The organism is Streptomyces sp. NPDC057939 (assembly GCF_042887545.1).
In the GTDB taxonomy this organism is placed as follows: domain Bacteria; phylum Actinomycetota; class Actinomycetes; order Streptomycetales; family Streptomycetaceae; genus Streptomyces.
Map to the genome: position 1 here is coordinate 144,916 of NZ_JBHVPG010000002.1, position 15,722 is coordinate 160,637.

Genomic DNA, 15,722 nt, shown 5'->3' on the forward strand with positions numbered 1-15,722 from the left:
GGGCGGAGCGGATCGCGACGGCCCCGGTGCGGGTCAGACGCCGCCCCGCCAGATGTTGTCGAAGGCGGCCTCGTCGATGGCGCGGCGTTGCCGTACGGAGGCCAGTTCCACCACCGCGTCGCTGACGGCGGCCAGCACCGTGGCCACGGCGTCGTCGGCGACGTCCGGGGAGTCCCCGGTCCGCTCGCCCCGGACCCCGACGGTTTCCGCGAGGTTGGCGAGGACCGGGTCGTCCGACGCCCAGCGGTCGACGGCCCTGCGGCGGGCGGGCGATTCGACGAGCTCCGGGTTGCCGGCCCGGAAGGAGAGCCCTCGGCGGCGCTGCCGGGCGAGCAGCCCTTCCTCCTCCAGCGCGGCCTCGTAGACGGCGGACAGGCCGCGACCCCGGCGCCACAGCCAGTCGGTGACCGACTCGTAGGGCTCCTCCTGGACGATCGAGGAGGCCGCCTCCGCCATCAGCCGGTCGGTCGGTGCCGGACGGTCGTCGTCGGGGACGATCAGATCGCCGTCCAGCCTGATGGCCCGGGTGCCGAGGAGGTCGATCGCCTCGGCGCCCGCGAGCGCGAGCGACAGGTCGCCCTTCTCGGCCAGCTGCCCGGCGGCCGTGTCCATGGTGACGATCAACAAGTCACGCGGTGTGGTCATTTGGGGCTCCACGTCCGATGCGTCCGCTGGTGGGTGCGTACCTGAACGGCTGGTCCGGCACGGTCCGACAGGGGCAGGCTACCCGCGTCCCCGGCCCCGGGGACGTCGACCGGGCCGCCCGGTGGCTCCGCCCGGCGACCCGCCGCACGCGTCCCGCAACCGACTCGGGCATGATCGTCGCCATGTGGGAGGACGACGGCGCCCGGAACGGGAGCATGCGGTACACGCTGACCGACACGGAGAACGACCGCCTCTGGGGCGCCTGTTACGAGGTGGAGGGCCTGTTCGCCGAGCCGGTCCGGGAGACGTACGAACTGTTCGGCTGGGTTCCGGAGACTCCCGGGGTCCGCTACCGCGTCGGGAGTCGGGTGTGGTTCGTACCGCAGGGCACGGACCTCGGTCCCTGGCTGCTGGAGGACGTGGAGAGCCTCGGTCCGCACCCGGGGACGGACGGTCTCGTCCTGACCGGAACGGACGGCCACGAGGAGCCGCCCGTGGGACACCGGGGAACGGTGCGCCTGCACGACGAGTACCGGTGGATCGGCTCCTGCCGCGAGTTCACCCGCATCCTGCGCGCCGAGGAGCCACAACCCCGCCTCGTCCTGCGCGGGTTCGCCCCGAGCGGGCGCATGCGGCAGGCGCTCGGGGAGGCCGAACTGGGGATCATGGACGACCGGGGCGAGCCCTTCACCGAGCGGTACCTGTGGCCGACCGTCGACGCCTGGCGTCCCTCCTCGCTCGGGGAGGATCTGATCGACGTGGAACTGGACCTCGGCCGCGGCCGCTTCGGATCGGTGCCCGAGCACGTCCGGCCGGTCTGGGAACGGTGGCGGGCGGGGCCGCCCGGAACGGTCGGCGCTTGGACCGAGCTGAGCACCCCGCGGCGCGAGACCTGGCTGGACCTCGTTTGTGAGCGGGGTTGCCGCGTCGCGCACGAGGACCGGTCGGGTGCCGCGTACGAACTCGACGGCCGCCACGTCACCGACGTCCCGGGCCTCTACCTGGCCCTGGGCGAGGCCGTGAACGGGCCCGGCGGCTACCTGGGGAACTGTACGGGGGCCGTCGCCGATTGCCTGCGCGGCGGCTTCGGCCACACGGGCCCGTCGACCCTGCTCTGGCACGACTCCGCGACGGCGCGCGAGCACCTGCCCCACGTCCTGGCCCCGGACGGCCACCCGTACGACCTGCTCGCCGAGGTCCTCGACATCCTTTCCCGCGGCGGAATGCGGGTCACCCTCGCGTAGTCCGCCCGCGGACGGATCATGCGGCCATGCCGCGCAGGGCCGGGAGGAGGGTGGTTTCGGACCAGTCGATGAACGAGTGCTGGTGGGATCCGCCGACCTGGATCAGGGCGATCTCGGTGAAGCCCGCTTCGACGAACGGACGGACGGCGTCGACGAAGTCGTCGGGGTCGTCGCCGCAGGGGATCGACTTCGCGATGTCCTCGGGGCGGACGTAGCGGGAGGCCTGGTCGAAGGCGGACGGGCCGGGGAGCTCCGCGTTGACCTGCCAGCCGCCCACCGACCAACGGAACTGGTCGTGGGCGCGCCGGACGGCAGCCTCACGGTCGGTGTCGTGGCAGACCGCCAGTTGGCCGACCCGCGGCTTGCCCACGCCTCCGGCCCGGTCGAAGGACTCCAGGAGTTCCCGCTCGGGGTCGACGGCGATGGCCAAGTCGGCGTACCGGCCCGCCAGTTCGCAGGACCGCTTGCCGGACACCGCGATGCCGATGGGCGGCGGTTCGTCGGGGAGGTCCCACAGTTTGGCGTTCTCGACGTCGAAGTACTGGCCGTGGTGGTTCACGGAACCGCCGTCGAGGAGGTCGCGGATGATCCCCACACCCTCTTCCAGCATCGCCAGCCGCACGTGCGCGGCCGGCCAGCCGGGTCCGACCACGTGCTCGTTGAGGTTCTCGCCGGAGCCCAGGCCCAGTCGGAACCGGCCGTCGGACAGCAGTTGCATCGTGGCCGCCTTCTGGGCGACGACCGCCGGGTGGTAGCGGATCGTCGGGCAGGTCACGTACGTCATGAGGGGAATGGTCGTCGTGGCCTGCGCGGCCGCCCCCAGGACGCTCCACGCGTACGGGGCGTGGCCCTGGGAGGCGAGCCAGGGGAAGTAGTGGTCGGAGGTGACGGAGAAGTCGAAACCCGCCCGTTCGGCGGCGGCGACGTGCTCGACCAGCTCCCGGGGGCCGGCCTGCTCGGTCATCATCGTGTATCCGAATCGCACCATGTGGTGCGCCTTACCGGTCTGCCGTGTGCGAAACCTGCGGGTCGGCCGGACTCAGGCCGCCGCCGCGGTGTCGTCCTCGTCGGGGAGGGACGGCGCCGCGCGGGAGGTCGTCGTACCGAACGACGCTCCGGTGGCCCTGCACAGCCGTTCGGCGCGCAGGACGGTGCTCACGACGGCGGCGCCCGAGAGGTGCGGGAGCTCCATCACGACGGTGCGGGGCCGGTAGCTCCTGAGCAGGAACTCGAACTCCGAGACGGCAGTTCCGCGTGTGCCGACGTCGAGGTCGTCGGGCAGCCGGACGAACAGGACGTCTCCGTCGAACAGGTGGGTGAGCAACATGGCAACCCCTTCCCCCTTGCATGGCCGATGCGCCATGTTCACCATGGAAATGCCCGGTGAGCGCGCCGTCACACATAACAAAGCTCACCTGGTGGGGAAGTAATCCTTGGGATGCTCGCCGCGCCCGCCCGGCGGCGTAGGCGTCTCAGCCCGGCCAGGTGCCCGAGACCCGTCGGACGGCGACGGCTCCGGAGCGCTCGACGGCCGCCTTGACGAGGGCGAAGATCGCCCCTTGGACGGCCGCGGCGAGCAGGACCTCCCGCCACCGGCGCCCTTCGTCCATCGCGTCGGGGGCGTCGTCGTCGTGCCCCGCGAACTTCCACACCTGCTTGAACAGCGCCCCGGCCAGCATTCCGGCCCCCGCTCCGAGGGCGAGGCCGACCGGCTTGTAGGCGACTTTCGATGCCTTCATGTCCTTCCGCCTGCCCACGTCACCGGCTCCGATACCTGCGGGGATCCGGCTGTACCGGAGGGGCGGGCGGCGGGCTGCCGCAGCGGCACGCCCGCGGGCCCCCGGCGTCGGTCATGGCCGGGGGCCCGCGGGTCGCGGGTGAATGCGGGTGACTGTCACCCGGGTGACTGCGGGTGTCCGTCACATGTCGCCCGTCACATCTTGTGGCGCTTGCCCTTCATCGCTTCCTTCGCGTCCCCGATGGCTTCCTTGGCCTTGCCCTTGGCCTGGTCGGCCTTGCCCTCGGCTGCCATCCGGTCGTTTCCGGTGACCTTGCCCGCGGCCTCCTTGGCCTTGCCCTTCGCCTTGTCCATTGCGCCCTTGTCGGCCATGGTGATCTCCGATCCGGTCGGGTTGGGTTCGGGGCTCGCGACGGTGGAACACCGCGCCGTTCGCCCATCCGTGGGGGCACCTGCCCCGTTGTTCCCCCGATAAGCCCCCGTCACCGAATCCCTTTCCCGTGCGGAGTTCGCGTTCCGGCAATGCGGGCGTGCTCTGCGTGTTCTCGTGACGGTGCGGTCCACGGTGCGCGACCATACGGACGCCGACCCAGGCACCCTTTCCGGCGTCGTGAGAGCCGGCAGTAGGAAACACCGAGACAGGAAAGAGGGCGGACGTGTCCGGCAGCGAAAGCGAGAACCCAGCAATCCCCTCCCCGACCGCCACGCCGACGCGACCCAGGACGAACCGGGACTGGTGGCCGAACCAACTGGACCTCCAGGTCCTCCACCAGCACTCGCCCCTGTCCAATCCGATGGCCGATGACTACGACTACGCGAAGGAATTCGCGAGCCTCGACGTCGAAGCGCTCAAGCGGGACGTCTTCGACGTGATGACGGCCTCCCAGGACTGGTGGCCGGCCGACTACGGGCACTACGGGCCGCTCTTCATCCGCATGAGCTGGCACGCCGCGGGAACGTACCGCATCGCCGACGGCCGGGGCGGCGGCGGCTCCGGCGCCCAGCGCTTCGCCCCTCTCAACAGTTGGCCGGACAATGCGAGCCTCGACAAGGCGCGCCGTCTGCTCTGGCCGGTCAAGCAGAAGTACGGCCGCCGGATCTCCTGGGCGGACCTGCTGGTATTCGCCGGAAACTGCGCGATGGAATCGATGGGGTTCAAGACGTTCGGGTTCGGTTTCGGCCGGGAGGACATCTGGGAACCGGAGGAAATCTTCTGGGGATCCGAGGACACGTGGCTCGGGGACGAGCGCTACAGCGGTGACCGGGAACTCACGGGGCCTTTCGGCGCCGTGCAGATGGGCCTGATCTACGTCAATCCCGAAGGCCCGAACGGCAACCCGGACCCGGTGGCCGCCGCCCGGGACATTCGCGAGACCTTCGCGCGCATGGCGATGAACGACGAGGAGACGCTGGCCCTCATCGTCGGCGGCCACACGTTCGGCAAGTGCCACGGCGCCGTCGACCCGGACTGCATCGGCCCGGAGCCCGAGGCCGGGCCCATCGAGCAGCAGGGCCTCGGCTGGCGGAACACGTGCGGCAGCGGCAAGGGCGTCGACTCGCTCACCAGCGGACTGGAGGGCGCCTGGACCTCCGAGCCGACGAAGTGGGACAACGGTTACCTGGACAACCTGTTCCGCTACGACTGGGAGCTGACGAGGAGTCCCGCCGGCGCGCAGCAGTGGACCCCGAAGGATCCCGCCGCCCGGGACACCGTGCCCGACGCGCACGATCCGTCGAGGCGGCACGCCCCGATGATGCTGACGACGGACCTGGCGCTGAAGGTGGATCCGATCTACGCGCCGATCGCGAAGAGCTTCCACGAGAACCCGGACAAGCTCGCGGTGGCCTTCGCGAAGGCCTGGTACAAGCTGCTGCACCGCGACATGGGGCCGATCTCGCGCTACCTCGGCCCGTGGATCCCCGAGCCGCAGCTGTGGCAGGACCCGGTACCCGCGGCCGACCACGAGCCGGTCGGGGACGCGGACATCGCCGCGCTGAAGGAAAGGATCCTCTCCTCCGGGCTGTCCCTCCCCCAACTGGTCACCACGGCTTGGGCGTCGGCTGCGAGCTTCCGCGGCACCGACAAGCGCGGTGGTGCGAACGGGGCCCGGATCCGGCTCGCGCCGCAGCGCGACTGGGAACTGAACGACGTGCCCGAGGTGAGCGGGACCGTGCGGACCCTCGAAGGGATCCAGCAGGACTTCAACGCCTCGGCCGGCGGCAGGAAGGTTTCGCTCGCCGACCTGATCGTCCTGGGCGGCTGCGCGGCCGTCGAACAGGCCGCGAAGGACGCGGGGCACACCGTGACGGTCCCGTTCGCGCCGGGGCGCACGGACGCCTCGCAGGAGCAGACCGACGTGGAGTCGTTCGCCGTGCTCGAACCCCGGGCCGACGGGTTCCGCAACCACCTCCCCGAGGGCGAGAAGCTGTCCCCGGAGACGCTCCTGCTGGACCGCGCCAACATGCTGAACCTCACGGCGCCCGAGATGACGGTGCTGATCGGCGGCATGCGGGCGCTGAACACCGGCTTCAAGGGGTCCGCGCACGGTGTCCTGACGGACCGGCCCGGGGCGCTGACCAACGACTTCTTCGTGAACCTGCTGGACATGGGAACGCAGTGGAAGGCGTCGGAGTCGGCGGAGAACGTGTACGAGGGCCGGGACCGCGCGACGGGCGAGGTCAAGTGGACCGCGACCGCCGTCGACCTCGTCCTCGGTTCGCACTCCCAACTGCGGGCCATCGCGGAGGTATACGCGTGCGAGGACGCTCGGGAGGCGTTCGTGCGCGACTTCGTGGCCGCGTGGGACAAGGTCATGACCCTCGACCGGTTCGACCTGGCCTGAGGCCCACCGGGTGTCGCGGCCGGTCGCTCCCCCGGCCCGCCGCGACACCGCACCGCACACGGGCCCGGCGGCCCCGGCCCGCGCCGTCGGGGTCGCCGGCCCGTCCGTACGAGCTCTGGAGCGCCGAGCCCCGATGAACAGCGACCCCGACGGTGACCCCGCACCCGCGCCGTCCGGTACGGGCGGCGGGGCCGCCGCCGTCTCCCGCGCGGAGTTCGACGGGCTGTTCGACGCGGTCCGTACGTGGGGCCGCTGGGAGGCGGCCGACCGGGGCGCGTGGAACCGGGTGACGGCGGCCCATGTGGGGAGGGCCGCGGCGCTGGTCCGGGCCGGGACGATCGTACCGTTGGGGCGTCCCTGGGACACCCTGCCCGGGCCCGACAACACGAAGCCCGCGCTGCACCTCATGTCCGACCTCGGCGACGTGGAGGAGCCGGAACCCGCCGCCTACAAGGACTTCCTGGGCGTCGACTACCACGCCAAGGCCGTGAGCCACTTGGACGCGCTGTCACACATCGCCTACCGCGGGCAGTTGTACGACGGCCGGGTGGCGCGGCAGAGCATCGGGGCGGGCGGGGCCCGCTTCGGGGCCGTCGCGGCGCTCGGCCCGCTGGTCGCGCGGGGCGTGCTGCTCGACCTGCCCGCCGTGCTCGGCTCCGACTGGTTGGAGCCGGGGCGCGCGGTGCGCCGGCGGGACGTGCTCGCCGCGGAGGAGGCCCTGGACGTCACCGTCGGGGAGGCTGACGCCGTGCTGCTGCGCACCGGCCGGTTCCGCCGACGCCGGGACACCGGCCCCTGGGACACGGGTGCGGCGAGCGCCGGCTGGCACGTGGACGCCCTGCCGTTGCTGGCCGAGCGGGGCGTCGCGCTGATCGGCTCGGACGGGGACAACGACGTGCGGCCGTCGCCGGTCGAGGGCCTGCACTCCCCCGTCCACGCCCTCGCCATCACGGCGATGGGCGTTCCCCTGCTGGACAACCTGGACCTCGAAGCGCTGTCCGCGGCGTGCGCCGGGGCGGGTCGTCACGCGTTCATGCTGGTCGTGGCGCCGTTGAACGTACCGGGCGGCACCGGCTCACCGGTCAATCCGGTCGCCGTCCTCTGATGCCCGCCGCGGCGACCCGGACGGGGACCGCCGTCGGCAGCGGCGCCGTCGAGGCGCGCCCCACCTCGCCCACATCATGAGGAATATACTCAAATCGGGTGATCGAGCGGGCTCCGGTGAGGGGAGTGGTGCAGATGGGGGTCGTCGAGGACCGCATCGGCCCCGTGCACTTCCGTGACCGGTTCCTCCAGGGTGAGGCGGTCGGCGGGGGCGTGCACAGTGCGATCCTCAGCTCGTGGCAGCGCTGCCGGCTGCTGGGACTCTCGCCGGACCAGTCGGAGCTGCCCTTCATCGAGGACCTCGACCTGGAGGGGCCCCTCGTGCGCGCGGCCGGGCCGGTGCTCGACCGGCTGGAGTCGATCTTCACGGGGAGCCGGATGAACATCTGCCTCGCCGACGCGCGCGGCACGGTGCTGGAGCGTCGTTTCGGGGACACGGCCATGGTCAGGCACCTCGCCCCGATCCAGGTCCTGCCCGGCTTCGTGTTCGCCGAGCGGGTGGCGGGCACCAACGGTATCGGCCTCACGCTCGCGGAGCGCAGGCTCGTCCAGGTCCACGGCGCCGAGCACTTCGCCGAGCGGTCCCAGTCGGCGGCCTGCACCGCGATCCCCGTGCGCGACCAGCTCAGCGGACGCATCGAGGGCGTCCTGTGCCTCGGCTACCCGTACACCGACGCCGATCCGGCGCTGGTCCCGCTGGTCCGCAGGGCGGCCGAGGCCGTCGAGCGGCGCCTGATGGAGCAGAGCTCGGCCCGGGAGCGCGGCCTCCTGCAGGCCTACCTGGAAGCGGGCGACCACGCCCGGACCGGCGTCGGCGCCCTCGACGGACACCCGGTCACCATGGACGACCTGCTCCAGAGCGACCTCGACCAGGCCGACCAGCTGATCCTCAAGGAGAAGGCCACCGAGCTGATGTCCTCGGCCCAACTGGCCGCCTCCGACGTGCTCCTGTCCCGCGGCCGGTCGGTCACGCTGGTGAGCCGGCCCGTGACGAGCTCGTCCGGTGTCGAGGGACTGGTCGTCGAAGCGCTCCTCCCCGAGGACACGGACCGGCACGCCCCGGCCCCCACCGCCCCGACCGCAGGGGCCTTCCCCCGGACCCCGGCCGGGCCGGGCCCGGCCGCCGCCGCGGGCGGCGCACCCGGCGCCGCGGACGCGCCCGTCGGCCCGCGCACCGGTGATCGCGCCGACGGGCGGGTCCGGGGGCTCGTCCTGGTGGGCGAGCCGGAGGTGGGCAAGTACGCCGTGGCGGCGCGCCGACGCCTGGAGCTGCTGGCCGAGGCCAGCAACCGCATCGGCACCACCCTGGACGTGACCCGCACCGCGTGGGAACTCGCCGAGACGGCGGTGCCGCGGCTGGCCGACTTCGTGACCATCGACCTGCCCGAGGCGGTCCTGCGCGGTGAGGAGTCGCCCCGCCCGACCACCGAGATGCACCGCACGGTGGTCCACGGCATCCACGAGGACTGCCCCTTCTACCCGGTGGGCACGCAGGTCGTCCTTCGCGCGACCACGCCCCACATGCGGTGCCTGGCGACCGGCCAGCCGGTGCTGGAACCCGATCTGAGGGCCGCGTTCGGGTGGATCGCCCAGGACCCCGAGCACGCAGATCGGCTCCTCGCCCGCAACATCCACTCCCTCATCACGGTGCCGTTGCTGGCCCGCGGCGTGCTGCTCGGCATCGCCGGGTTCTACCGTTCGCAGGACCCGGCCCCCTTCGGGGACGACGACCGTTCCCTGGCGCAGGAACTCGCGGCCCGCGCCGCCCTGTGCATCGACAACGCCCGCCGCTACACCCGCGAACACACCCTCGCCCTGTCCCTGCAGCACAGCCTGCTCCCCCGCGGCCTCCCGGAACAGAACGCCGTGGAGGTCGCCCACCGCTACCTGCCCGCCGAGTCCGGGGTGGGCGGCGACTGGTTCGACGTCATCCCGCTCTCCGGCACCCGCGTGGCCCTCCTCGTCGGCGACGTCGTCGGCCACGGACTGCACGCCGCCGCCACCATGGGCCGGCTGCGCACCGCCGCGCGCAACTTCGCCGAACTGGAACTCGCCCCCGACGAGCTCCTCACCCACCTGGACAACCTCATGGTCCGGCTGGACCGCGAGGAGGGCGGCGACCATCCCGGCCCCGGCAGCACCGGCATCGTCGGCGCCACCTTCCTGTACGCGATCTACGATCCGACCTCACAGTCGTGCACGATGGCCCGCGCCGGGCACCCGCCGCCCGCGCTGGTCGGCCCCGACGGCACCGTGACGCTCGTCGACCTGCCGGCCGGTCCCCCGCTGGGCCTCGGTGGCCTGCCGTTCGAATCGGTCGAGATCCACCTCCCCGAGCACAGCCGGCTGGTCCTCTACACAGACGGCCTGATCGAGGACCGGGACCGCGACATCGACGCGGCCCTGGACGAGCTCCGGCGCGTGCTCGCCCATCCGGACCTCAGCCCCGAGGACACCTGCGAGGCCGTCCTCGACGCCGTGGCGCCCGAGCACCCCGGGGACGACATCGCCCTACTCGTCGCCCGTACCAACGCCCTGCCCGCCGACCGGATCGCCACCTGGGACCTGTCCGCCGATCCGGCGATGGTCTCCCGCGTCCGGGGCGAGGCCATGGCCCGGCTGGACGAGTGGGGTCTCGACGAGTGTTCCTTCGCCGCGGAGCTGCTGCTCAGCGAGCTCGTCACCAATGCCGTCCGCTACGGCACCGAGCCCATCCGGGTCCGCCTGATCCACGACCGGACGCTGATCTGCGAGGTCCACGACGCCAGCAGCACCGCCCCCCGGATGCGTCACGCGGCCACCACCGACGAGGGTGGCCGCGGCCTGTTCCTCGTCGCCCAGCTCGCCCAGGCCTGGGGCACCCGCTACACCCCGGGGGGCAAGGTCATCTGGGCGGAGTGCACCCTGGACGCGGCGTGACCGGGTGCCGGGCGCGGGCCGGGCCCGGGGTCCGCCGTCACGGGTCGCGGCCCGGGCGCGGGCCCGCCCCGGGTTCGCCCATTGGGACAGCGGTACGGGGCGTTATGTCGCGGATGCGGTACATGATCCCCGTAGAATCCCGCATGCCGTCGGGAAGAACTCGGAGGCCGACCCCCGGAGAAGTCTGTGCATGACGCTCCCGACACCTCGACGGGGCCGCCCGCCCGCTCCGGCGGGGAGCCCTTGGTCCGCGTGCGCGGTCTCGGCAAACGGTTCGGCGGCACGCGCGCGCTGGAGTCGGTGGACCTCGACGTGCACCGGGGCGAGGTCCTCGCCCTGCTGGGGGCCAACGGCGCGGGGAAGTCCACCCTGATCAAGGTGCTCGCCGGGGTCCACCACGCCGACGAGGGCGAGGTGACGGTCGGGGGGCACCCGCTCGGCTCGCACGCCGCAACCCGGAACATGTCCTTCATCCACCAGGACCTCGGGCTCGTCGACTGGATGACGGTGGCCGAGAACATCGCCCTGGGCAACGGCTACCCGCGCCGGTACGGGCTGATCTCCTGGCGAGGCACCCGCGAGCACTGCGCGGAAGCGCTGCGCACCGTCGCCGGGCACCTGGACGCCGACGCCCGGATCGCCGACCTCGCCCCCGCCGAACGTTCGCTGGTCGCCATCGCCCGCGCCCTGGCCTCGCGCGCCGAACTCCTCGTCCTCGACGAGCCGACGGCCACCCTCCCCGCCGCGGACTGCGCCCGACTGTTCGATGTCCTGCACGCCCTGCGCGACCGGGGCCACGGCATCCTCTACGTCAGCCACCGGCTCGACGAGGTGTACGAGGTCGCCGACACCTTCGCCGTCCTGCGGGACGGGCTCCTCGTCGACCGGGGGTCCCTGGCCGGGCACAGCCCCGCCCGGCTGGTCCACGCCATCGTGGGCCACGCGTCGGCCCCGCACCGGCCCGCGACCGAACCGGCCGCCGGGCCGCCCCTCCTGCGCCTGGACGGCCTGACGACCGAGTTCGCCCAGGACGTCGGCCTGGACCTGCGGGCCGGCGAGATCCTCGGCATGGTGGGCCTGACCGGAGCCGGCCACACGGACCTGGGCCGCGCCCTGGCGGGCGTACGGCCGATCCTCGGCGGGCGGGCCCTGCTCGACGGGAAGCCGTACCGCCCCGCGACGGTTGCCGCCGCGCTCGACCGCGGAGTCGGCTTCGTGACGGGCAACCGTCAGGAGGAGGGCTGCGCGGCCGAGCTGACCGTCCGGGAGAACTTCCTCGCGAACCCCCGGTCGGGGGGCGGGCGGGCGTCGTGGTGGCTGGGCCCGCGGCGCGAGCGCGCCGAGGCCGCCGCCCTCATCGACCGGTTCTCGGTGCGGCCCCGCGACAGCGAGGTGCCGATCGCCACGCTGTCCGGCGGCAACCAGCAGAAGGTGATGGTCGGCCGCCGGCTCCGGGGCGACCTGCGCCTGCTCGTCCTGGAGGAGCCGACGGCCGGTGTGGACGTCGGCGCCAAGTCCACCCTGTACCGCCTGCTCGACGGAGCGCTGGCCGACGGTCGGGCGGTCCTGCTCATCTCCACCGATTTCGAGGAGGTGGCGGGCGTGTGCCACCGCGCCCTGGTGTTCGTCCGCGGGAGCGTGGCGGCCGAGTTGACGGGCGCGGCCCTGACCGTCGCCGAGCTCACCAGGACGGCCTCCGCCATGCCCCCCATCACCGGAGCTGCGACCAGCCGATGACCCCCTTCCTCCCTCCCCGATCCCTGCCGGCGCGGCTGCGCGGGCACTTCATCGGCAGCTACGGCCTCCTGGCCCTGGCCGTCCTGCTCTTCGTGGTCTTCTCGGTCGCCCTGCCGAACACGTTCCCCACCCGGGACAACGTCTCCTCGATCCTGTCCAACCAGGCGATCCCCGCCGTGCTGGCGCTGGGCGCCACGATCCCCATCGCGACGGGCAAGTTCGACCTGTCCATCGGCTACGGCCTCGGGTTGGCCCACGTCATGGTGATGGACCTCGTCGTCACCGAGGGCTGGCCCTGGCCCCTCGCCTGCCTGGCGGTGGTGTGCGGGGCCGGGGTGGTCGGCGCCCTCAACGGTGTCATCGTCGAGTTCGGGCGGATCGACTCCTTCATCGCGACCCTGGGCACCGGCAGCATGATGTACGCCGTCACCGGCTGGATCACGGACGGGGCGCGGATCGTCCCCGGTCCGGGCGGACTGCCCGGTGCCTTCACGGGCCTGTACGACTCCCGGTTCCTCGGGCTGCCGTTGCCCGCGTTCTACGTGCTGGCCGTCGCGGCCGCCCTCTGGGTGGTGTTGGACCGGCTGCCGGCCGGCCGGTACCTGTACGTCATCGGGTCCAATCCGCGTGCCGCCGACATCATCGGCATCCCGACGCGACGCTACTGCGTTCTGGCGTTCGCCGCGTCGGGTCTGGTCGTCGGCTTCGCCGGTGTCCTGCTGGCCGCGCAGCAGCAGACCGGCAACCCCAGCGTCGGGCTGGACTACCTGCTGCCCGCGTTCGTCGGCGCCCTGCTCGGGTCCACGACGATCAGGCCCGGGCGGGCCAACGCCATCGGCACCGTCGTCGCCGTCGCGGTCCTCGCCATCGGTCTCGCCGGCATCGGCCAGCTCGGCGCCCAGTTCTGGGCCACGCCGTTGTTCAACGGGGCCACCCTGCTCATCGCCGTCGGCCTGGCCGGGTGGTCGGCCCGCCGGCGCCTGCGGCCGCGCGTCCCCGAGCCGGGCCGCCCGCCCGCCGGGCCGGACGTCATGTCGCCGGCCGACGGCGTCCGGCCCTGATCCCCTCGAACGCACACCCGCGTCAGGAGCCACCGTGCACCCGAACCGCAAGTCCAGCGCCAAGGCAGCAGCCCTGCTGGCGGCGGCCGTCGTCCTCGTGGCCGGCTGCGGGAGCGGCGGCCCGGCGACCGACGCCGGCGTCGCCCCGACGAAGGACGGCTGCCCCGCGAGCCTCGCGCGGGCCCGGGCGGCCGTTCGGCAGGCCGAGAACAGCGACGCCGTCTGGAACGGCCCCACCGAGGGGCCCGCCGCCGTCGCGGGCAAGACGATCGTCTACGTCGCGCAGACCATGACCAACCCCGGTGTCGCGGGCGTCGCGAAGGGGCTCCAGGACGCCGCGCGGGCCATCGGCTGGAAGGTCCGGGTGATCGACGGGGAGGGCACCCCGGCGGGCATCCAGGCGGCGCTCGGTCAAGCCGTCACCCTCAAGCCGTCGGGAATCGTCATCGGCGGCTTCGACCCCGAACTGACCTCGCAGCAGGTGGCGCGGGCCCGGGCGGCGGGCATCCCGCTCGTGGGCTGGCACGCGGTGGGCACGCCCGGTCCGAGCGAGGAGGCCGGTCTGCTGACGAACGTCACCACGAAGGTGGAGGACGTCGCGAGGATCAGCGCGGACTGGGTCATCGCCGGGACCCGGGGGAACGCCGGGGTCGTCCTGTTCACCGACGACTCCATCCCGTTCGCCAGGAACAAGTCCGAGCTGATCAAGAAGGAGCTCGCCACCTGCGCCGGTGTCGAGCTGCTGTCGTACGAGAACATTCCGATCCCCGACGCGAGCACGCGCACGCCCCAGGAGGTGTCGTCCCTCCTGTCCCGCTTCCGGGACCGGTGGACCCACTCCGTCGCGATCAACGACCTCTACTTCGACGACGCGGCCCCGGCCTTCCGCGCCGCCGGCAGGCCGGGCTCGGGGCCGCCGTTCAACATCGGCGCGGGGGACGGCGACCCGTCGGCGTTCCAACGGATCGACAGCGAGCAGTTCCAGGCCGCCACCGTGCCCGAGCCGTTGTCCCAGCAGGGCTGGCAGATCGTCGACGAGTTCAACCGCGCCTTCGCCGGTCGGCCCCCCAGCGGCTACGTCGCCCCCGTCCACATCTCCACGGCCGCGAACAGTCGCGGCGCGACGTCGTGGGATCCGCCGGGCTACCGCGAGGCGTACCGGAAGATCTGGGGGAAGTGAGATCAGGTCCCGCGGGGCGGGCGGGAGGCCCGGCCCAGGCGGACCGGGACGCCGGGTGAGTACAGCACGCTGACCGGGGCGTCCACGGGGGTCGGGATGCCGGCGGCCGCGATGAGGTCCTCCTCGCAGGTGACCAGCTCGGCCCGGAACAGGGGCCAGCGGGGGTGGTCGTTGGACAGGTATCCGGCGCCGCCGGGGAAGGCGTTGTGCATGCCCCACCGGGCGGTGAGGAAGTGCTCCAGCTCGGTGGGTTCCTCGATGCGGGCCCCTGTGCGCACGGTGATCCGGCTGGACGCGCCGCGCGGGCCGGGCAGGCGCCGGGAGCTCGTGTAGTGGACGGTGTCGCCCTCGGCCCGGAAGGCCATCCGTGACCACAGGTACGGCAGCCGGAACCCCAACCGGCCCGCCACGACGGGGATCAGCCGGGACGCGTCCATGGAGCGGAAGACGACCCCGCGCCGCCCCTGCGCGTCGCGGGAGTACAGCCGTACGTTGGTCTCCGGGAACGACCCGAAGTACGGCACGCCGGGCAGTCGCAGCAGCCCCACCTTGTGCATCCGGAAGGCGACGAGCCCGACGTAGGTGAGCCCGTCCCTGGTGTCGGGGACCGCTCCCCCCGGCATGAGGTGGGCGACGGCGTCCGGTGCGACGGCCCAGTGGATGAACGTGAGGTCGAGCCACTGCTGGGTGAACAGCGGCCTGGGTACCGCGGCCGGGGCGTCGGGGGTGACCGGGTCGGGTGTCCGCCCGCACGGGTCGAGCCCGGTCCGGCTCACAGGAGGTCGCCGACCGCGCCGGGCCGCCGCGCCGTCCGCTCCCGCGCCCCGGCCCCGGAATCCTCGCGGGGCAACACCCACACGATGTACACCGCCTGCGCGCACAGCATGATCGCGTACTGGAGCGGGGCCAGGAGCACCGCCGGAAGCAGGGGGGCGAGCGGGAGGAGCAGCGTCCAGCCGCCGCGGATCCGCGCCGCGCCGCCGTCGGGCGGCTCCAGGCGCCGTTCGTGCAGCAGGGCGAGGACGAAGAGGGTGCCGATCGCGATCAACGGCAGTACCACCAGCCCCAGCAGCATCCCGTCCAACAGCTCGTGCGCGAAGGGACCGTTCCCCAGGGCCGGCAGGACGAGGGCGGCGGCCGTCCAACCCACCGCGGCGGTGGCGAGATGGCGCAAGAGGCTGACGCGGAGCCAGCGGCCTGTGGTCATGGGCGGGTTCCTCGCATCGCTGGTCGGGCGCGGCGGTGGGCACC

14 protein-coding genes are annotated in these 15,722 nt (G+C 72.9%); 7 read left to right on the forward strand and 7 right to left on the reverse strand.

What is annotated here, in order from left to right; all coding sequences use genetic code 11:
- Window positions 1-33: 33 nt before the first annotated feature.
- The gene (locus tag ACFVS6_RS02895) at window positions 34-645 is read right to left on the reverse strand and encodes a GPP34 family phosphoprotein (RefSeq protein ID WP_389700164.1); all 612 of its coding nucleotides are present in this window, start codon (window positions 643-645) and stop codon (window positions 34-36) included.
- A gap of 170 nt (window positions 646-815) precedes the next feature.
- On the opposite strand from ACFVS6_RS02895, the gene ACFVS6_RS02900 reads away from it, so the two are divergent.
- Complete coding sequence (locus ACFVS6_RS02900; protein WP_389700474.1) at window positions 816-1,889, forward strand: hypothetical protein; 1,074 nt, start codon at window positions 816-818, stop codon at window positions 1,887-1,889.
- A 16-nt stretch (window positions 1,890-1,905) separates the two neighbouring features.
- On the opposite strand, the gene ACFVS6_RS02905 is transcribed toward ACFVS6_RS02900, so the two are convergent.
- The 4 genes from ACFVS6_RS02905 to ACFVS6_RS02920 form a co-directional block, all read right to left on the reverse strand.
- Entirely contained in the window at window positions 1,906-2,877 is a 972-nt protein-coding gene (locus ACFVS6_RS02905; protein WP_389700165.1) for an LLM class F420-dependent oxidoreductase, read from the reverse strand.
- Between the two features lie 51 nt (window positions 2,878-2,928).
- Entirely contained in the window at window positions 2,929-3,216 is a 288-nt protein-coding gene (locus ACFVS6_RS02910) for a hypothetical protein (protein WP_389700166.1), read from the reverse strand.
- 145 nt (window positions 3,217-3,361) lie between these two features.
- Entirely contained in the window at window positions 3,362-3,628 is a 267-nt protein-coding gene (locus ACFVS6_RS02915; RefSeq protein WP_389700167.1) for a DUF4235 domain-containing protein, read from the reverse strand.
- Window positions 3,629-3,822: 194 nt separating this feature from the next.
- A complete protein-coding gene (locus ACFVS6_RS02920) occupies window positions 3,823-3,999 on the reverse strand; it encodes a CsbD family protein (RefSeq protein ID WP_389700168.1) in 177 nt (58 codons plus the stop codon).
- A gap of 284 nt (window positions 4,000-4,283) precedes the next feature.
- On the opposite strand from ACFVS6_RS02920, the gene katG reads away from it, so the two are divergent.
- From katG to ACFVS6_RS02950, 6 genes are all read left to right on the forward strand, one after another.
- Entirely contained in the window at window positions 4,284-6,470 is a 2,187-nt protein-coding gene (katG, locus tag ACFVS6_RS02925; protein WP_389700169.1) for a catalase/peroxidase HPI, read from the forward strand.
- Window positions 6,471-6,603: 133 nt separating this feature from the next.
- A complete protein-coding gene (locus ACFVS6_RS02930) occupies window positions 6,604-7,575 on the forward strand; it encodes a cyclase family protein (RefSeq protein WP_389700170.1) in 972 nt (323 codons plus the stop codon).
- A gap of 134 nt (window positions 7,576-7,709) precedes the next feature.
- On the forward strand, window positions 7,710-10,493 hold the full coding sequence (locus tag ACFVS6_RS02935) for a SpoIIE family protein phosphatase (protein ID WP_389700476.1): 2,784 nt from the start codon (window positions 7,710-7,712) through the stop codon (window positions 10,491-10,493).
- 186 nt (window positions 10,494-10,679) lie between these two features.
- A complete protein-coding gene (locus ACFVS6_RS02940) occupies window positions 10,680-12,230 on the forward strand; it encodes a sugar ABC transporter ATP-binding protein (RefSeq protein ID WP_389700171.1) in 1,551 nt (516 codons plus the stop codon).
- Window positions 12,227-13,291 (forward strand): ABC transporter permease, encoded by a 1,065-nt coding sequence (locus ACFVS6_RS02945; RefSeq protein ID WP_389700172.1) that lies wholly within the window; start codon window positions 12,227-12,229, stop codon window positions 13,289-13,291. Before ACFVS6_RS02940 ends, ACFVS6_RS02945 begins: the two co-directional genes overlap by 4 nt.
- Window positions 13,292-13,325: 34 nt before the next feature.
- Window positions 13,326-14,471, forward strand: a complete 1,146-nt coding sequence (locus tag ACFVS6_RS02950) for a substrate-binding domain-containing protein (protein WP_389700173.1) — start codon at window positions 13,326-13,328, stop codon at window positions 14,469-14,471.
- Between the two features lie 2 nt (window positions 14,472-14,473).
- On the opposite strand, the gene ACFVS6_RS02955 is transcribed toward ACFVS6_RS02950, so the two are convergent.
- Together ACFVS6_RS02955 and ACFVS6_RS02960 are read right to left on the reverse strand one after the other, a co-directional pair.
- Entirely contained in the window at window positions 14,474-15,247 is a 774-nt protein-coding gene (locus ACFVS6_RS02955) for a YqjF family protein (RefSeq protein ID WP_389700174.1), read from the reverse strand.
- Entirely contained in the window at window positions 15,244-15,678 is a 435-nt protein-coding gene (locus ACFVS6_RS02960) for a hypothetical protein (RefSeq protein WP_389700175.1), read from the reverse strand. The genes ACFVS6_RS02955 and ACFVS6_RS02960 overlap by 4 nt, the downstream gene beginning before the upstream one ends.
- Window positions 15,679-15,722 lie beyond the last annotated feature (44 nt).

Coding starts and splice junctions, on each gene's coding strand:
- ACFVS6_RS02915 (WP_389700167.1), bottom strand. CDS start 3,628: ATGAAGGCATCGAAAGTCGCCTACAAGCCGGTCGGCCTCGCCCTCGGA.
- ACFVS6_RS02960 (WP_389700175.1), bottom strand. CDS start 15,678: ATGACCACAGGCCGCTGGCTCCGCGTCAGCCTCTTGCGCCATCTCGCC.
- ACFVS6_RS02905 (WP_389700165.1), bottom strand. CDS start 2,877: ATGGTGCGATTCGGATACACGATGATGACCGAGCAGGCCGGCCCCCGG.
- ACFVS6_RS02945 (WP_389700172.1), top strand. CDS start 12,227: ATGACCCCCTTCCTCCCTCCCCGATCCCTGCCGGCGCGGCTGCGCGGG.
- ACFVS6_RS02900 (WP_389700474.1), top strand. CDS start 816: ATGATCGTCGCCATGTGGGAGGACGACGGCGCCCGGAACGGGAGCATG.
- ACFVS6_RS02895 (WP_389700164.1), bottom strand. CDS start 645: ATGACCACACCGCGTGACTTGTTGATCGTCACCATGGACACGGCCGCC.
- ACFVS6_RS02910 (WP_389700166.1), bottom strand. CDS start 3,216: ATGTTGCTCACCCACCTGTTCGACGGAGACGTCCTGTTCGTCCGGCTG.
- ACFVS6_RS02930 (WP_389700170.1), top strand. CDS start 6,604: ATGAACAGCGACCCCGACGGTGACCCCGCACCCGCGCCGTCCGGTACG.
- ACFVS6_RS02920 (WP_389700168.1), bottom strand. CDS start 3,999: ATGGCCGACAAGGGCGCAATGGACAAGGCGAAGGGCAAGGCCAAGGAG.
- ACFVS6_RS02935 (WP_389700476.1), top strand. CDS start 7,710: ATGGGGGTCGTCGAGGACCGCATCGGCCCCGTGCACTTCCGTGACCGG.